Origin of the sequence: Haloechinothrix salitolerans, assembly GCF_042662605.1 — a bacterium.
GTDB classification, from domain to species: domain Bacteria; phylum Actinomycetota; class Actinomycetes; order Mycobacteriales; family Pseudonocardiaceae; genus Haloechinothrix_A; species Haloechinothrix_A salitolerans.
The window spans coordinates 5257880-5274410 of sequence record NZ_JBHSXX010000001.1 but is presented as its reverse complement, the minus strand read 5'-3'; the positions used below and the strand labels follow the sequence as shown (position 1 = coordinate 5274410).

Genomic DNA, 16531 nt, shown 5'->3' with positions numbered 1-16531 from the left:
CCGAGGGGCCACGTTGAGTCGGACCTGGTGTACGCCCGTGGCCGTCCCGTAATCCGATGGTCGTTCTTGGTGACGACGCTCACGAAATCGAATGGAATTGTTCTGACGGGACATGAAAAGTCGTCGTGTCGCTCTCGCTACTCAGGTCGCGAGAGCGAAGAAAAGAACGAACATGCCTATGGTGAAGATCCAGCCGACGATGGCCCAGCCGAATTCCCGCCACGGCTGAACGGGACCCCCGTCGATGCCGGGCACATATACGCCACGCTCTTCGAAGGAGTCGGCGAGCCGGGTTACCCACCGCGACGGGTTCAGCGTGCGCATGGCCCGGGAGCGTAGCGCAGTGCTCAGCAGCGCCGACAAGGCCCGGGAGTCGGGAAGGACGACGCGGAGAAACGGCCATGAAGAAGAGGGCCCCCGGCGCCGAGGGGGGAGGGGGCGCCGGGGGCGTATGCCGGCCCTGGGGGTCGACCGGCACGTGCGATCCTACATGAAAAGTAATATGCACGTGCATGGGGGTGGGTAGTGCCAACGGAGTAATCGCTATCTCATTGTGGTTGTCGTCGTTGGCCGCGGTGTCTCACCTGGAGTCACCGGAGCCGCTGATGTCCACATCTAGCGGGGCGAGGCTGGGGCGTTTGGGAGTGAGCCCGTCGCCAGACGATCGGCCCGTCAAGCGTCTGCCGATCCAGGGCAGCAAGTGGCCGCGTGCCCACCGGGCATCGGCCAGCCGCCGCTCCGCCAGCGTCGCGGGCCGCATCGGTGGCAGCGGTGCTTTCCAGTCAAAGCGTGCTGGGAGGCCGATCGCCTGGCCGACGGCCTCCGCGACCCTGCGGTGCCCCTCGCCGTTGAGGTGGATGCGATCGTCCGCCCACAGGCGGGGGTCGTCGAAGACACGCGCCGACGCGAGGTCGACGACGACCGCACGATGCCGTTCTCCCAACTCGCATACCAGCGCGGTCAAATGGCGAAGGCGGCGCACGAGACGAGCGCTGCCGCGCATCCGCCGGGACGGGTCGATCGGCTGGAACAAGATCAGCGTGCCCGACGTCTCGACGAGACGCCCTACCGCTCCCTCCACGGCAGCGCAGACGACGTCCAGGTCGCAGCGCGGTCGCATGAGGTCGTTGACGCCGCCCGCGAAGCTGACAAGGTCGGCGCGCATCGATGCCGCGGAAGGTACTTGGTCCTCGGCGATCTGGCCGACCACCTTGCCCCGGATCGCGAGGTTCGCGTACCGAAGCCGCGGGCGTGTCTCGGCGAGGCGGGTGGCGAGCAGGTCCGCCCAGCCCCGGTAGCCGCCAGCGGGATGGGTGTCCGACATCCCCTCCGTGAAGGAGTCGCCGATGGCGACGAAACTGTCGTAACGGTGATCACTCATGGTGGTGACCAGCTTAAGGGTGGCGTGGTAACGCTTTCGGGTTGGAGGTGACAATTCGGGCATTACGATGTGTGATGCGAAGTTGTCATAACGTGTCAGCGGTCTAGGTGAGATTGCCTGATGTAGGTATCACTGGGTCAATTTTCTAGGTTCTTCCAGTGATTTGTCGCTCGGTTGTGTAATGGGTGTTAACCGGGCGTGTTGGTAGTTCTAGAATGGCGACGGTCGGGCAGTTCTTCCACGAATTTTTCTTCGTTGTTTTGTTGCGCTATGTTCTGTTGCCGGCTCCGCTCGTCGGCCTCCCGCTTCGTGGCTGTGAGCGAGCTGAGCTGGGGTAGTGCTGATCTTCGCCGTGCGTGGCTCACGACGACGCCCGGTGTTGGTGATGGCGGGTCCGCAGTGAGCGAGTGGCGCGATCTGGCATGATTCTGGGCCTTGCCGCTGAAATCGAGGTGAATGCGTGAGGGACTCGCGATGAGTGACGGTGACCCCGCCGCGAGGCCAGCTGAGGAAGCGGATCAGGCGCGTGATGGCGAGTCGCCGCCAGCGGAGCCCCAGACGGGTGACGTAGCAGACGCTGAGTGTGTCGAACTTGGGGGCACGATGGCCGACGCGGACGCTGCCGAGGGTGACACGGCCGAGGGTGAGCACCCGGAGGGGTCCGACGCGGAGTCCGATGCCGAGACCGCTGCTACTGAGGCCGAGACCGAAAGCCAGGACACCGACGCGCCCGGCGATGCGGGCGTGGCTACCGACGAGCCCAGCGTCGCGGACTCGGACGCCGCCGACGACGAGTCGGCTACCGAACCGAAGGATGACGCGGACGGCACCACGGACGCCGCGGGCACCACGGCGGGCGCGGACGACACGGCGGGCGCGGACGACACCACGGACGCCGCCGACGAGGACACCACGGCAGGCGCGGCTGAGGACACGGCCGACGGCGGCGACGCCGACGGTGACGCTGAGGACGATGACGAAGCCAGCGCCGCGGCCGATGGCGAGGACGATGACAAGGGTGGCATCGGTGACGCCGATGCCACCGCTGATGACACATCCAGTGCCGACACCGAGGCCACCGGCGAGGACACCGACGACGCGCGCGGGCTGGATGCCGAAGAGGCCGCCGACGGCGCGCCCGGCGCGGCCGAGGAAACGACGCGACACGAGCCGGTCACCGCCGAGCCGCCGACAATCCAGCATGAGCCGGTCGACGCTGGCCCCGCGACGGAGCGGATTGACGTCATCGCTGATCCGCGGACGGAGCAGATCGCCGCTGTCGCGCCCGAGGATGTGGCGCCCGAGGATGTCGCGGCCGATAGCGAAGTGGCCGACGGTGAGACGTCCGAGGCCGCGGCATCAGCCGAGCCTCGCAAGCCCGTGCTGGCCGTTGCCGGCACGGCCGTGGCGTCGTTGTTCGTCCGGCTCCGCAAGACGCTCGGTATCGCCGCTGCCGTCCTGGCAGCGCTTACCGGCCTTTACCTGATCGATCTACTCGCCACGCAGGGCGAGATCCCCCGTAACGTCGTCGTCGCCGGGGTCGAGATCGGTGGGTTGGAGCCGATCGAGGCGGAGTCCGCGCTGCGGCTTCGACTCTCGCCTAGGCTCGACCAGCCCCGCACCGTGACGGCCGACGGCGAGTCGGTCGAGATCGATCCTGATACGGCCGACGTGACGATCGACTGGGCGGCGACGGTCGACGTCGCGAACACGCCCAGCTACAACCCGTTCACGCGGGTGCTGTCGCTGTTCACCGATCGTGAGGTCACCGCCGTCGCGAACGGCGACAACGCGGCCATCGCGGACGCACTCAGCGGCCTCGCCGAGGAGATCGATATCGCCAAGGTCGAGGGCACCGTGGAGTTCGACGGGACGACGCCGGTGCCGGTCGAGCCCGAGGCGGGCAAGCGGTTGAACGTGGCGCGCGGGGTACAGGACGTTATCACCGGCTGGGTCGATCGCGAGGTCATCGCGCTTCCGGTCGAGACACTTGAGGTAAAGGCGAGTCCAGAAGGTGTACGGCGCGCGATGGACGGCTTCGCGCGGACGGCCGTGTCCGAGCCGATCACCCTGGAGGCGCGCGGTCGCACACTGCGGATGACGCCGGACGAGATCGCCTCCGTCGTCACGTTCACCCCGAATGACGACGGCAGCCTCAGCCCGAGGATCCCGCCCAAGCGACTGCGCGAGACGATGGGCAAACGCCTCGCGTCGACCGAGGTCAAGGGCAAGGACGCGCGGATCAAGTTCGGGAAGAAGCGGGCCACGGTCAAGCCGTCTGTCGACGGAACTGAGGTCGAGTGGAAGGCCACGGCGGACACGCTGCTCAAGGCCGCCGCCACGACGGACGAGCGCGAGATGAACGTCGCCTACCACCACACACCCGCCGAGTTGACCACCGAGGAGCTCAAGAGCCTCGGCATCAAGGAAGTCATCGGTAAGTTCACCACGCACAACTTCGCGCCCGACTCAGGCGTGAACATCAAGCGCGTCGCCAAGGAGGTCCACGGTGCGATCGTGCGGCCGGACGAGACGTTCAGCCTCAACGGCTATACCGGGCCGCGTGGCATCAAGCAAGGTTACGTAGCCGCCGCCGTCATCGAGAATGGTGAGCTGACTCGCGCCGTTGGTGGCGGCATCTCGCAGTTCGCGACCACGCTCTACAACGCGGCGTACTTCGCGGGCATGGAAGACGTCGAGCACCGTGAGCACAGTCGATACATCAGCCGGTATCCGCTGGCGCGCGAGGCAACCGTGTTCCAGAACCCCGATGGCTCCAGCGTGATCGACCTGAAGTTCCGCAACACCACCCCGAATGGCGTCGCGATCCAAACGAAGTGGACGCCGACGAGTATCACCGTCAAGCTCTGGGGTACCAAGCACTTCAAGGTGAAGTCGGTCACCAGCGACCCGTTCAACTACACCGCCGCACCGGTCGTGGTGAAGCCGTACGGCACCGAGTGCGTCCCGCAGGAAGGCGTCTCGGGCTACAGCGCGACCAACACCAGGATCATCCGCACGATGGACGGTGAGCTCGTCAAGCGGGAGTCGCGCACGGTCGTCTACCAGCCGCAGGAGGAGATCCGGTGCGCCCCGCCGCCGGAACCGGACCCCGAGCCGGAACCGGACGGCGGGCCAGTCGAGCCACCCGCTAACGGCTCGCCGAGCACCGAGCCGAGCGAACCCTCGACGTCTGCCGAGCCGACGACGACAAGCAGCGAACCGGACGACTCCGGCGGGCTCATCACCGACGGCTGACCCCCCTCAGCCGGGTCGCCGCGCTGGGCAGGCCCCCTAGCCCTGCCCAACGCGGCGTGACCCCTGTGGGCCCCTCCGACCCGACCAGCAGCATGCCGCCGATCGGTGGGGGAGTACAGCCGTTCGTCGGATCCGGTTTCTAAAATCCCAGTTGAGCGACTGGCAGCCGGTTTTCCGGTCCGGACGCGAGGACCCTGCCGCGTAGGAAGTGAAGGTTCGTGACCGAGACCGACGTGCCCGCAAACCCCCGTGCCGCCTTCGCTGAACGGTTCGCGCTGCTGTACGCCGAGGCGGGCAACCCGCCGTTGAAGCGCGTGACCGAGTCGGTCGCTCGGGAACGCGGGGTGGACGACCACGGACGTCCGGTGCGCGTCTCGGCGCAACGCATCAGCGACTGGCGGCGTGGCAGGAACGTGCCCGCGCGGTTCGCGGGGCTCGCCGCCACACTGCGGGTGCTGATCGGCGAGGCGCGAAGGCGCAGACCCGAGCCGGTTGCCGCTGGCCTTTACGACATGGCGACCTGGCGCTCGTGGTGGGATGCCGCGCTCGCCAGCCCGCTCACCAGCGACGGCGACGGTGAGGCTGGCACGCGGCACGCCGTGGTCGATGGCGACGCGGTGTGTCCGTACCGGGGTCTGGCGGCCTTCCAACAGTCCGACTCGGAGTGGTTCTTCGGCCGCGAACGCGCCGCATCGGATCTGCTCTCGCGCATAGCCCAGGCCAGCGCGGACGGCGGGTTCGTGGTGCTTGTCGGTGCGTCGGGCGTGGGGAAGTCGTCGCTGCTGCGGGCGGGCCTCGGTCCATCCCTGGCCGCGGGCACGCTGGGGAAGGAGCAGACGTCGGAGCTGCCGATCACGGCGCTGACCCCGGGTGGCGACCCACTCGGCCAACTCACGGGGTTCGAGAATGCCGCACCGAGCGCGGACGACGGTGACGGCGCGGACGACGGTGCCGTGTCCACCGATCCCACCCCACGCGGCGTCCTCATCGTCGACCAGTTCGAGGAGCTCTTCACACTCTGCGATGACGAGGACGTCCGGAGTGAGTTCGTGCGGCGGCTGCACTCCCTGTGTACGCCGGCTGGCGACGCGCCTGTCCAATACGTCGTCGTGCTCGGTGTCCGGGCCGACTTCTATCACCACTGCCTCGGCTTCCCGGAGCTCGTCGAGGCGATGCAGCGACGGCAGCTCGCGCTGGGCGCGATGAGCGAGAGCGAGCTGCGCGACGCCGTCGTGCGGCCCGCGAAGACCGTCGGTCTGCAGTGGGAGTCGGGGTTGGTCGAGCTGATGCTGGCCGACCTCGGCGCGACACTGCGCCGCAGCGGGAACCGTCCCAGCGGGGCGCCCGGCTACGCGGCGGGCGCACTACCGCTGCTCGCGCACGCGTTGCTCGCGACATGGCAGCATCGCAGCAATGGCAAGCTGACCGTCGCCGGTTACCGGCGCGCGGGCGGTATACACGGTGCGATCGCCGCCACCGCCGAGCGTGCGTGGGCCGAGTTGGACGACGAGGGCGCCGCGGCCGCGCGACGCATATTGCTCCGTCTAGTGCGCGTTGGCGACGAGACCCGCGATGTTCGGCGCAGGGCCGCCCGCGCCGAACTGGTCGGCGGCGATCCGTCCAGGGAGCGCGCGCTTGAGGTGTTGGTGCGCGCTCGGCTGGTCACGCTGGATGCCGAGTCCGTCGAGATTACCCACGAAGCGCTGCTGGACGCGTGGCCGAGGCTGCGCGGCTGGATCGACGACAACCGGGCGGAGAACCTGGCTCGGCAGCGCCTCGAAGCCGACGCCGCATCGTGGGAGGAGCACGACCGCGACCCGTCCCTGCTCTATCGCGGTTCGCGGCTGGAGTCGTCAGAGCAGCTCGCGCGCGAGTCGGACACCGTCGGGTTGACGCCCCTCGCTCGGCGGTTCGTGCGGGTGTCCAGCCAGCATCACCGGAGACAACGGTGGCTGCGACGAGCCGCCGTCTCACTGGTCGGCGTGTTCGCGCTGATCGCGGCCGGTGCGGCGGCCGTCGCCGTCAACGAGCGAGACGACGCGGAGTTTCGGCAGATCGTTGCCGAGGCGGACAGCATCGCTGCCGAGGACCCGTCGTTGTCCGCCCAGCTCAGCCTGGTCGCGCATCGGATGCGTCCGCAGCATCAGGGCGTCGAGGCGCGACTGCTTTCCACCGAGCAGTCGCCCCTGGCCACGCCGTTGCGCGGCCACGAGGGCGCGGTGTACCTGACGTCGTTCAGCCCGGACGGCACGGTGCTCGCGACCGCGAGCGAGGACCGAACCGTGCGGCTGTGGGACGTTGAGGACCCAGCGCACGCGCGGCCGCTCGGCGAACCACTGACCGGTCACGACAGCTGGGTGAGCTCGGCGGTGTTCAGCCCTGGTGGGGACATCCTCGCCACCACCGGCGACGACGCCACCATCCGGCTGTGGGACGTCTCCGATCCCGCCGCGGCCACCCGGATCGGGGAACCGCTGCGGCCAGGGAACGGCACGATGTACCTGCTCGCGTTCGGTCAGGATGGCGACGTCCTCGCGACCGCCAACGACGACGGCACGGTTGGTCTGTGGGACATCTCCGATCCGTCGCGACCATCGCGGCTGAGCACACTCACCGGGCACGACGCCGCCGTCAGGTCGGTCGCGTTCAGCCCTGACGGCACCATGCTCGCCAGCGGTAGCGACGACCACGACGTCCGGCTCTGGGACATCTCCCGCCCACGACGGCCTGAGCGACTCGGCAAGCCACTGACCGGCGCGGCGGACATGGTGCACTCGGTGGCGTTCAGCCCGGACGGTGACACGCTCGCGGTGGGTGTCGAGGACACCACGGTGCGGCTGTGGGACGTCTCCGACCCGACACGGGCGCGGCAGCACGACACGTTGACCGGGCACGAGGGCCTGGTGTGGTCGGTCAAGTTCAGCCCGGATGGGCGACTACTGGCCTCCGCCAGCGCGGACGGCACGACGCGGCTGTGGAACGTCACCGACCCGGCGCACGCGGTGCCGTTCGGGGAGCCGTTGTCGGCGCGGTCCGGCATCGTCTACGCCGTCGGGTTCAGCCCGGACGGCACCCGGTTGGCCACCGGCAGCGACGACAGTGTCGCGCGGGTGTGGTCGCTGCCGAGCGGTGCGCTGGCCAGTCACCCGGACGGCGTCAGCGCGGTCGCCGTCGGCCCCCAGGGCAAGCTGCTCGCCACCGGTGGCGCGGACCGGACAGTGCGGCTGTGGCGGATCGGCGATCGCGCCAGGCCCACGCCGGTCGGGCCGGAGCTGCGTGGCATCGATGGCACGGTATACGCGCTCGACATGAGCTCGCGCGCCGGGCTGCTCGCCACCGGCAGCACCGACACCAAGGTGCGGCTGTGGCGGGTGGACGACCCGGAGCACCCGAAGCGGGTGGCGACGTTGCCAGGCTCTGCGGGCTTCTTCAGTCCCGACGCGACGACGCTGGCCGTGGTCGACGGCATGGATCTGCGGCTCTACGATGTCTCGAATCCCGCGCGACCGAGGAAACTGGCCGACGTCGAGACCGGGCACTCGGCCTATATCACGTCTGGGGCGTTCAGCGCGGACGGCGAGACGTTCGCGACCGGCGGCTTCGACCAGACCGCGCGGCTGTGGGACGTCAGCGATCCGAGTGATCCACGGTTGCGTGGTGACCCGCTGACCGGGCATTCCGGGCCGATATGGTCGGTCGCGTTTCACCCGAACGACTTCGCGCTCGCGACCGCGAGTGGCGACAAGACTATCCAGCTGTGGACCACACGAGACCTGTCCGATGTCCATCCGATGGGCGGGCCGCTGTACGGCCACACCGACGCGGTGACGTCGGTGGCGTTCAGCCCGGACGGTGCGCAGCTGATGAGCGGCGGCTACGACAAGACCGTGCGGATGTGGGAGGTGTCGCGGCTACCCGGGTCGGTCGCGCTCACCGGGCACAACGGTGTGGTCGATGCGGTCGCGTTCACGCCGGATGGGGGCACCGTTGTCACCGGCGGCAGCGACGGCACGGTCCGGTTGTGGGGCCACGACGTCGAGCGCAGCATCGAGCGGGTCTGCGCGGTGTCGGCCGACGTCCTCACCCCGGCCGCGTGGGAACGGTACCTGCCGCAGCAGTCCTACTCGCCGCCGTGTTAGATCGCACACCGCGAGCGCGCGGGCCCGTCGGCGACGCACCGACGACACGGCTGGCGAGGCGACGCGGTCGCGATCGAGCTCGCGACGCGACGCCGCGCTCCGTACATGGTGGGTCCGGTGGGACTCGAACCCACACTGGCACGGACCTAAACCGTGTGCCTCTGCCAATTGGGCTACGGACCCCGATGACTAAGAGCTTAACCGCTGCCTCCGTGGCGTGACGGTGTGACCCTTCTCGGCGTGGCCTGTGCGCGGCCGTCCGCCGCCGTGATCTACCGTTATGGCCTGGCGGCAGCAGCGTTGGCCGGTCACCCCGCCAGGAATGGAGGAGGATCCGTGGTTCGCGACCAGGAAGCCATCAAGCGAGACATCGAGAAGCACCGAGACGCGCTGGCGTCGAACATCGACCAGCTCAGCGTTCGCATGAGCCCGAAGCGCCTCGCCGACGACGCCAAGACCACCGCGAAGAACACCTTCGACGAGCCGAAGGTCAAGTATCCGGTCATCGCCGTTGTGGTGCTGATCGTGCTGTTGCTGCTCCGCAAGCTGCTGCGCTGAGGTTTTTCCTGCGGGGTGCTATCACGTCGGGCCGTGGGCTGGCTCCCGCCGTGCTCGTGGTGTGTTGTTGATCACGTCTACTCGCGTTGTTGCGCGAAAATGTCTGGTTCGTCGGATTTCGCGAACAATAACGCGAGTAGACGTGATCAACTTCAAAAAGGAAGCGGGTCAGACGCCGCTGTCGTTGTAGTCGTTCGCCTCAACTCGCGCTGGCCGCGGTCGCGACCGCGGGTTCCTTTCGCTCGCTGGCGTCCGCGCTGTCCGCCGATGACTCCGTGTTCGCGCCGGTGGCCTCGGGCTTCATCTTGGCGGTCTCCTCGGTCGCGTCCTTGCCCGACGCGCTCGCCGAGTCCGTCGAACCCGAGTCCGTCGAGCCCGAGTCCGTCGACTGCGTGGCGGGCGTCGTCAGCCGTGCCTCGATGTAGGCGGCCGTGAAGTCGAGCGCGCTGCCGTTCAGCAAGTGCACCACGGTCCTGCCGCCGCGTTCCGGGGCAACCTTCTCGACGAGCTGGTCGGCGCGGTCGCGTGCCGCGATGATGCCGGGCGCGCGATCGGTGAGCTCCTTGCCGAGACCAGATACCGTGATCGTCCAGTCGGCGTCGTCGTGGGCGTAGGTTGCCGTGATCGGATCCACCGTGTTCATCCCTCTCGCTCATGGACGTCGGTCACCGCGCCTCACAGGCGAATGCCCGGATTCGCAGCGTGACCGTGTGACCCTGCTGCGTGCGACTCCTGACGTCGATCGTCACCGCTTAGTCCGAAAAGCACCACGAATTTGACCCGAACGGACGAGCGTCGTTACGACAATTGGCGTGACATGTCTAGTAGTGGGATCACGAAGCGGGTCAGCCCGCTGGTGTGCCCCGATCTGATTCCTGCCAGAACGCCATGCCGTTCCAGATGATGTTCATCGTGTACTGGGTGGCTAGTTCGGGCGTCGCGTGGTCGTGCCGCTCGTACCAGACCGCCATTCGCTCACAGGCGCCGACGAGGATCTCAGCGGCGGCCTCGACCTCCTCATCGGACGCGCCGGTCAGGTGCGCCCGCATCAGCAGCATGTTGAAGTCAGTCTGCTGCTGTCGGATGGCCTCTACCTCCTCGGAGGCCACCGGGCCGAGGAACGACAACTCGTGCCGCAGTAGTGACCAGGCGTCTTGTCGCTCGGCCATGAACCGGAAGTAGGCGAGCAGGCCGCGCTCCAGTACCTCTTTGCCGGTGGTCGCGCCGGTCACCGCCCGCTCGGTTGCCTGCCGCAGTGCGGTGCGCGCCTCCCGGATCGCGGCGAGCAGCAACCCCTCTTTCGAGTGGAAGTACTCGTACAGCATCGGCTTCGACACGCCAACCCGTTCGGCGATGTCATCCATCGATGTCGCGACATAGCCGCGCTCGGCGAAGGTGGTGACCGCGACGTCGATCATCTGTCGTTCCCGCTCCGCCCTCGGCATGCGCTTGCGACGGGCCGGTGGTCCACTGGGTGATTGCTTGTTGATGGCGGTCACATCACACACTCTACCGGAAGTAACCTACTGATAGTAAGGTAAGTGGTGAGGGGAACGACCGACGTAAGGATTGGGGCGCGATGAGCAGCACCGGAACAGCGGAGACCAGCACAGAACGGGCGACGATCGTGATCGTCGGTACCGGGTTCTCTGGTCTTGGCATGGCCATCCAACTGCTCAAGGACGGCCGCGACGACTTCGTCATCCTGGAGAAGGCGCACGAAGTCGGCGGTACGTGGCGTGACAACACGTATCCCGGTTGTGCCTGCGACATCCAGTCGCACATGTACTCGTTCTCCTACGAGCAGAACCCGGACTGGTCGCGGGCGTTCTCCGGCCAGCCGGAGATCTTCGACTACCTGAAGGGCGTCGCCGACAAGTACGGGCTGCGCAAGTTCATCCGGTTCGGCGTCGAGATGACCGGCGCGACCTGGAACGAGTCCGACGCCACCTGGACCGTCACCGGCGCCAACGGCGAGACGTTCGTCGCCACCTACCTCGTCTCCGGTGTCGGCGCGCTGCACATCCCGAACATCCCCAAGCTGAACGGCATCGAGACCTTTCAGGGCGAGCAGTTCCACTCCGCCGACTGGAACCATGACTACGACCTGCACGGCAAGCGCGTCGCCGTCATTGGTACTGGTGCCAGCGCGATCCAATTCGTCCCGCAGATCGCGCCGGAGGTCAACCGGCTGACGCTGTTCCAGCGCACGCCGCCGTGGGTGATGCCGAAGCCCGACCACGAGGTTCCGCGCTGGGCCAAGGCGCTGTTCCGCCGCGCACCGATCACGCAGCGCGCGGTGCGCAACGCGCTGTACTGGTTCCTCGAGTCACGCGCCATCGGCTTCAACGGCCACCCGGCGATCATGAAGGCGGGGGAGCGGGTCTGCCGCCGCCAGATCAATAAGGCGATCAAGGACCCCGAGCTGCGGGCCAAGCTCACCCCGGACTACCGGATGGGCTGCAAGCGGGTACTGCAGGCCAATGACTACTACCCGGCGCTGGCCAGGGAGAACGTCGACGTCGTCACCGACGGCATCGCTGAGGTGCGTGAACACAGCATCGTCGACACATCGGGTGTTGAGCACGAGGTCGACTGCATCATCTACGGCACGGGCTTCCACGTCACCGACGCCTTCGACTACCTCGACATCACCGGCGAGAACGGCCGTGACCTGTCGACAGAGTGGGCGGAAGAAGGCATGCGGACCCACAAGGGCATCACGGTCGAGGGCTTTCCCAACTTGTTCTTCCTGCTTGGTCCGAATACCGGGCTGGGCCACATGTCCGTGGTATTCATGATCGAGTCGCAGGCGCGTTACGTCATCGACGCGATCAACCACGTCGAGCGGTCTGGCGCGCGGGCGCTGCGCGTGCGGGCCGACGCGCAGGAGGAGTTCCAGCGCGAGATCCAGGACAAGCTCGCCAAGGGCGTCTGGAGCACCGGTGGTTGCACGAGCTGGTACCTCGACGCCAAGGGCGTCAACCGGACGTTGTGGCCCGGGTTCACCTGGAAGTACTGGCTGGAGACCCGCAAGGTTGACGCCAGCGACTACGAGCTGGTCGGGAGACGCCCGGTCATGTCGCGCAGGTAGCCGAGCAGTTCGACCGATGTCGTGCCGCAGAGCTCGGCCATCCGCTCGACGGCCGCGGTGGTCAGCGTGATCTCGCCGCCGGTGGCTGGATCGGCTTCTCGAAGCCGATCGGCGGCCCAGCGGCGCAGCGGTAGCAGGGTGGGATCGGTTGACTCGGTGATCCTGGTGAGATCAACCCTGATCTCGTCCGCGGCCGTTGTGAACAGTCGCCGGTCCACCCGCGCGAGCACGTCGTGGGGCTTCTCGCCGAGCGCGAGGCAGATCTCGGCGAAACGGACGACCGAGCAGTGCCGCGTGCCGTGCTCATAGGTGGCAAGCGTCTGCAACGAGATCGTGCTCTGTAACCGCGCGTTCAACTGCTTGCGCGTCCAGCCGCGGCTCTTGCGCAGCGCGCGCAGCTCATTACCCAACAGTCGCTGGTAGTGCTCGCTGTCCAGGTGCACTGGTCTCATCCCTCAGCTCGAACCACGTGGCTCGCACCGGTTCAGCGGTGCGTCGGTGAGGCGCATGGCCACCTCACAAGGTGAAAGCCGTCCGGTCCCGGATCCTGACGCGAATGTGGCCAGAATAGTTCTGCGAGTTAGTTCACACAGGTGACGCCGTCGGCGGTGATGGCGTCGTCCGCGGGTCGCGGGTCCTGTTGCCTCGACTTGGGCCGCGTGCCGTTTTGCGTTCCCGCCTGCGCGCCGCCTCCGGCCGTCGCGGCGCCTTGCCCAGGCGGTGGGAAGTCCGCGCCGAGCAGGACGGTCACGGTGCCCGCCGCCTGGGTGGGGTCCTCCTCGATCCGCGCGGGTCCTTCGAGCGCCGTGGCGACTCGGTGCGCGGCCTCGGTCTCGCCGGGCGCGTGCCGGACGAGGGTGGTATCCCTCGGCGCGGCGTTGCCGACCTGGCCCTCGGTGAAGCCCGCTTGAGTCAGCCGGTCCGAGACGTTGCCCGCCATGTCCGTCACACCTGCCGCGTTCAGCACCGTGACGGTGGTCCTGGCGTTGGCGGCCTTGTCCTCGGTGGTCTGCTGCTTCTGCCCGTTGTCGTTGGTCAGGTCGGCGATGAACTGCTGAACCCGCCATGGGTCGACCTCGACGGCCGAGCCGTCGGGCGTGTCGAGGCCGATGTCGCCGAACGGAATGGTGTGGAACTGGATCTGGCCGCCGGTGAGATCGCTCATCTGGTCGGCGAAGTCGACGATGTTCCAGCCCTCGTTGAGCACGACGGACTTCTCGATCGCCGCCTTGAGGTCGGCGAACTTCCGCGGGTTGGCCAGCGTTCCCGCCGAGATGACCTTGCGGGCCAGTCCAGCCATGAACACCTGCTGGCGCACCACCCTGTCGATGTCGCCCCTCGGTAAACCGTGCCGCTGCCGGACAAACTGCAGCGCCTCGATTCCGGAGACCGTCTGCTGGCCCGCGGGGAAGTTGGCACCGGAAAGGGAGTCGTTCACGGCGTTGTTGAGGCATACCTCGACGCCGCCGATCGCCTCGGTGATCTCGTAGAAACCGAGCAGGTTCACCGAGGCGTAGTTGTCGATGGTGCGGCCGGTCAGCGTCTCGACCGTCTTGATGAGCGTCTCCGCGCCGGCCTCGTTCGACCGCATTTCGAGTTCGGTGGGGTCGGTGACGCCCGCTTCCCGCAGCTCCTGCGTTTTGGTGGCCTTGCCGCGGCCGTAGGCGGAGTTGATCTTGTGCTGTCCGTAGCCGGGGATCTCGACATAGGAGTCCCGCGGCATCGAGATCGCGACGGCTTTGCTGCCGTCATTCGGGATGTGCAGCAGGATCAGCGTGTCGGTGTTCAGTACGCCATCCGGGTTGCCCGCGTTGAGTTTGCGCAGCAGATCCCGGGGTAGCGGATTACCTTTCGCGTCCGTCCTGGAATCCATCCCCACCAGCAGGATGTCACGGGAACCGTCCGCCGGTCTGTCGCCACCAGCGCCCTCACTGAGGACGTCGACCGAGACGACGCCATCAAGGAAACCCTCGACGGCGGCCCAGGAGTAGCCGGTGAGGCTGATGACAAGCAGCGAAACCAGCGACAGCGCCACCTTGGTCGCCAGTAACGGCACGTTGCGCCCGTCCAACCGCGAGGGACGGTCGCGGGCGCCTTGCGGCGGCCGGTCGCCATGGCGTGGGGGACGGCTCGCGCCCGTGGGCCGACCGCGCGCGCTCGACCGCGTGGCCGCACGCGGCGGTGGCTGACGACGTGGTCGCTGTGGATGCGGTGGCGGAGGGGTGGAGCGGCCGGATCGCGACGCACGGTCAGGCTCAGGCCGACCGTCGCCAGACCGTGGCCGTTGCTCCACGCCACTTCTCCCTTCGCTCCACCTGCCCGTGCGCGCGACCGGCGACTCGATGGAGATGACGCCGGTCACGCCCGGCCAGGTTGCCTCCGAAGCGTAGGAGATTCACGATCCGCCCCCGGCCGTCGGGCACAGATTACGGCGTTGGAGTGAAGTCGGTGTTGTGCTCCCCCTGCTCGTCCCGAGGACAACGGCGTTTCGGACCTACTCGGCGATGCGGTCAGCGGGAGGCGAACTGGCACCATTCACACGGTCCTTGGCGTGGTCGCCACCCTCGGAACGAGGCGGTGTGACAGCGAATCGTACCTGGTTGCGGCCGGTTTCCTTCGCCTCGTACACCGCCGCGTCCGCGGCATGCAGCAACCCGTCCAAGGTGCTTCCGTGGTCGGGATAGACGGCGACCCCGATCGACGTCGTGCGGTTCGTGATGGTCGTGGCCGCACCACGTCGCCCGGTCGTCCTGATCTCCAGCTCCGCGATCGCGCTGCGGACGCGTTCGGCCGCGCGGTGTGCCGCAGGCGAGTGGGTGTCGAGCAGGAGCACGACGAACTCCTCGCCACCGAACCTGCCGACGACGTCGGCAGGTCGCACGATTTTCTGAAGCAGCCTGCCTACCGTGAGGATGACCTCGTCGCCGGCGGGATGACCGTAGGTGTCATTGATCCATTTGAAGTGGTCGAGGTCGATCATGAGCAGTGCCAGGTGACCATCCGATCGCCGCGTCCGATCGAACGCTCTGGCCGCGGACTCCGACCAGCCGCGCATGTTCAGTAACCCGGTCTTCGCGTCGGTCCGGGCGTCGTCTTGCAGCTGACTGATTTCCGCTAGCCGGTTTCCGAGCACGCTCACCAGCACCAGTACGACGATCGCCGGCGGGAGATACACCAGCAGGACCGCGTTGATGGCCCCGACGCCGATGGTTCCCACGTCGAGGAGGTTGTCGGTCATGGAGCCGAACATCGTCCGCATCGTCGGTCGCGTGTAACTGCTCAGTGCCAACACGGCGGCGACAGCGAGCGCCTGGATGGCCGCGTACACGAACCCGGCGATGGCGAGGTATCCAAACTCAACAGCCGAATTCTGATCGCTCAACGCGGTGAGTGCCGTCGGATCGAGCGCGCGAAACAGCCAGTGTGCGACCGCGGCGGCGGCCGCCGTCGTGAAGGACGTGAACAGGAATCGGTGCGGCGGGCGACGCCAGTTGAACCACCGTTGCGCGCCAACGAGAACCATGAGCAGTACCGTGATACCCATTGGCAACAAAAGCGCGGCTGGAAAGATCCAGATCCCGGTGAGGTCGATGAAGACCCTCGCCAGGCGACTTCGCCTCCGCTCCTCTTGCCTGCGGGTGAGCTGGATGTGTGCCGTCGCGCAGGCGGCGAGACTCGCGAAACGCAACCAGTCGGTCGCGGTCGCCGGTTCCGAGATGGCGATTCCCCAGATCACCAGCGCCAGGGTTAGTGGTTCCCACACCGCGAGGAAAACGAGTACCCGTGGCCTCAGTGTCCACAGTTCCCAGTTCCGTGGGTGGGTGGCTTTGATGGCGGCGCTCGCGGATTCCCTGACACCGCGCTTTTCCCGTGCGGCGCGGTGTTCCGATCCTGGAGGTGCCGTGCCGCTGCCGTGCGGCGCCACCCGCTCTGTCATGCGGCGCCTAACGTCTCGTGCGGCGTGTTCATACGGTCTTGCCCTAGTGGCCATTCGACTGTTGGGACCGCAAGGGTATCTGTACCCATCGAGTGAATCCTATGATGTTCACACGTTGGCGGGTGTGCGTGGAGAAACGACGTTCGTCCCGGCCTGTCGACGTG

General features: G+C 67.4%; 11 protein-coding genes and 1 tRNA gene. 4 read left to right on the top strand and 8 right to left on the bottom strand.

Going from position 1 to position 16531, the window contains the following annotated elements:
- Positions 1-141: 141 nt before the first annotated feature.
- Positions 142-324, bottom strand: coding sequence for a hypothetical protein (locus ACFQGD_RS25050; RefSeq protein WP_345395174.1), 183 nt, complete (start codon positions 322-324; stop codon positions 142-144).
- A 256-nt stretch (positions 325-580) separates the two neighbouring features.
- Entirely contained in the window at positions 581-1381 is an 801-nt protein-coding gene (locus ACFQGD_RS25045; RefSeq protein WP_345395177.1) for an SGNH/GDSL hydrolase family protein, read from the bottom strand.
- Positions 1382-1855: 474 nt separating this feature from the next.
- Between ACFQGD_RS25045 and ACFQGD_RS25040 the strand changes: the two genes are divergently transcribed.
- Together ACFQGD_RS25040 and ACFQGD_RS25035 are read left to right on the top strand one after the other, a co-directional pair.
- A complete protein-coding gene (locus ACFQGD_RS25040) occupies positions 1856-4639 on the top strand; it encodes a VanW family protein (protein ID WP_345395180.1) in 2784 nt (927 codons plus the stop codon).
- 218 nt (positions 4640-4857) lie between these two features.
- Complete coding sequence (locus ACFQGD_RS25035) at positions 4858-8778, top strand: WD40 repeat domain-containing protein (RefSeq protein ID WP_345395185.1); 3921 nt, start codon at positions 4858-4860, stop codon at positions 8776-8778.
- A gap of 106 nt (positions 8779-8884) precedes the next feature.
- On the opposite strand, the gene ACFQGD_RS25030 is transcribed toward ACFQGD_RS25035, so the two are convergent.
- Positions 8885-8961 (bottom strand) — tRNA-Leu (locus ACFQGD_RS25030).
- Between the two features lie 153 nt (positions 8962-9114).
- Between ACFQGD_RS25030 and ACFQGD_RS25025 the strand changes: the two genes are divergently transcribed.
- Positions 9115-9336, top strand: a complete 222-nt coding sequence (locus ACFQGD_RS25025) for a DUF3618 domain-containing protein (RefSeq protein WP_345395188.1) — start codon at positions 9115-9117, stop codon at positions 9334-9336.
- A 199-nt stretch (positions 9337-9535) separates the two neighbouring features.
- Here the strand turns inward: ACFQGD_RS25025 and ACFQGD_RS25020 are convergent, their stop codons facing one another.
- Both ACFQGD_RS25020 and ACFQGD_RS25015 read right to left on the bottom strand, forming a co-directional pair.
- Positions 9536-9979, bottom strand: a complete 444-nt coding sequence (locus ACFQGD_RS25020; protein WP_345395191.1) for a hypothetical protein — start codon at positions 9977-9979, stop codon at positions 9536-9538.
- 202 nt (positions 9980-10181) lie between these two features.
- The gene (locus ACFQGD_RS25015; protein ID WP_345395467.1) at positions 10182-10781 is read right to left on the bottom strand and encodes a TetR/AcrR family transcriptional regulator; all 600 of its coding nucleotides are present in this window, start codon (positions 10779-10781) and stop codon (positions 10182-10184) included.
- A 134-nt stretch (positions 10782-10915) separates the two neighbouring features.
- Here ACFQGD_RS25015 and ACFQGD_RS25010 point away from each other — a divergent pair, with 134 nt between their 5' ends.
- The gene (locus ACFQGD_RS25010) at positions 10916-12430 is read left to right on the top strand and encodes a flavin-containing monooxygenase (RefSeq protein ID WP_345395194.1); all 1515 of its coding nucleotides are present in this window, start codon (positions 10916-10918) and stop codon (positions 12428-12430) included.
- On the opposite strand, the gene ACFQGD_RS25005 is transcribed toward ACFQGD_RS25010, so the two are convergent.
- From ACFQGD_RS25005 to ACFQGD_RS24995, 3 genes are all read right to left on the bottom strand, one after another.
- Positions 12388-12873 carry a helix-turn-helix domain-containing protein gene (locus tag ACFQGD_RS25005; protein ID WP_345395197.1) on the bottom strand — a complete coding sequence of 162 codons (486 nt, stop codon included), beginning with the start codon at positions 12871-12873 and terminating at the stop codon, positions 12388-12390. The genes ACFQGD_RS25010 and ACFQGD_RS25005 overlap by 43 nt on opposite strands.
- 137 nt (positions 12874-13010) lie before the next feature.
- Entirely contained in the window at positions 13011-14501 is a 1491-nt protein-coding gene (locus ACFQGD_RS25000) for an LCP family protein (RefSeq protein WP_345395200.1), read from the bottom strand.
- Between the two features lie 423 nt (positions 14502-14924).
- Positions 14925-16367 carry a sensor domain-containing diguanylate cyclase gene (locus tag ACFQGD_RS24995; protein WP_345395203.1) on the bottom strand — a complete coding sequence of 481 codons (1443 nt, stop codon included), beginning with the start codon at positions 16365-16367 and terminating at the stop codon, positions 14925-14927.
- Positions 16368-16531: the final 164 nt, after the last annotated feature.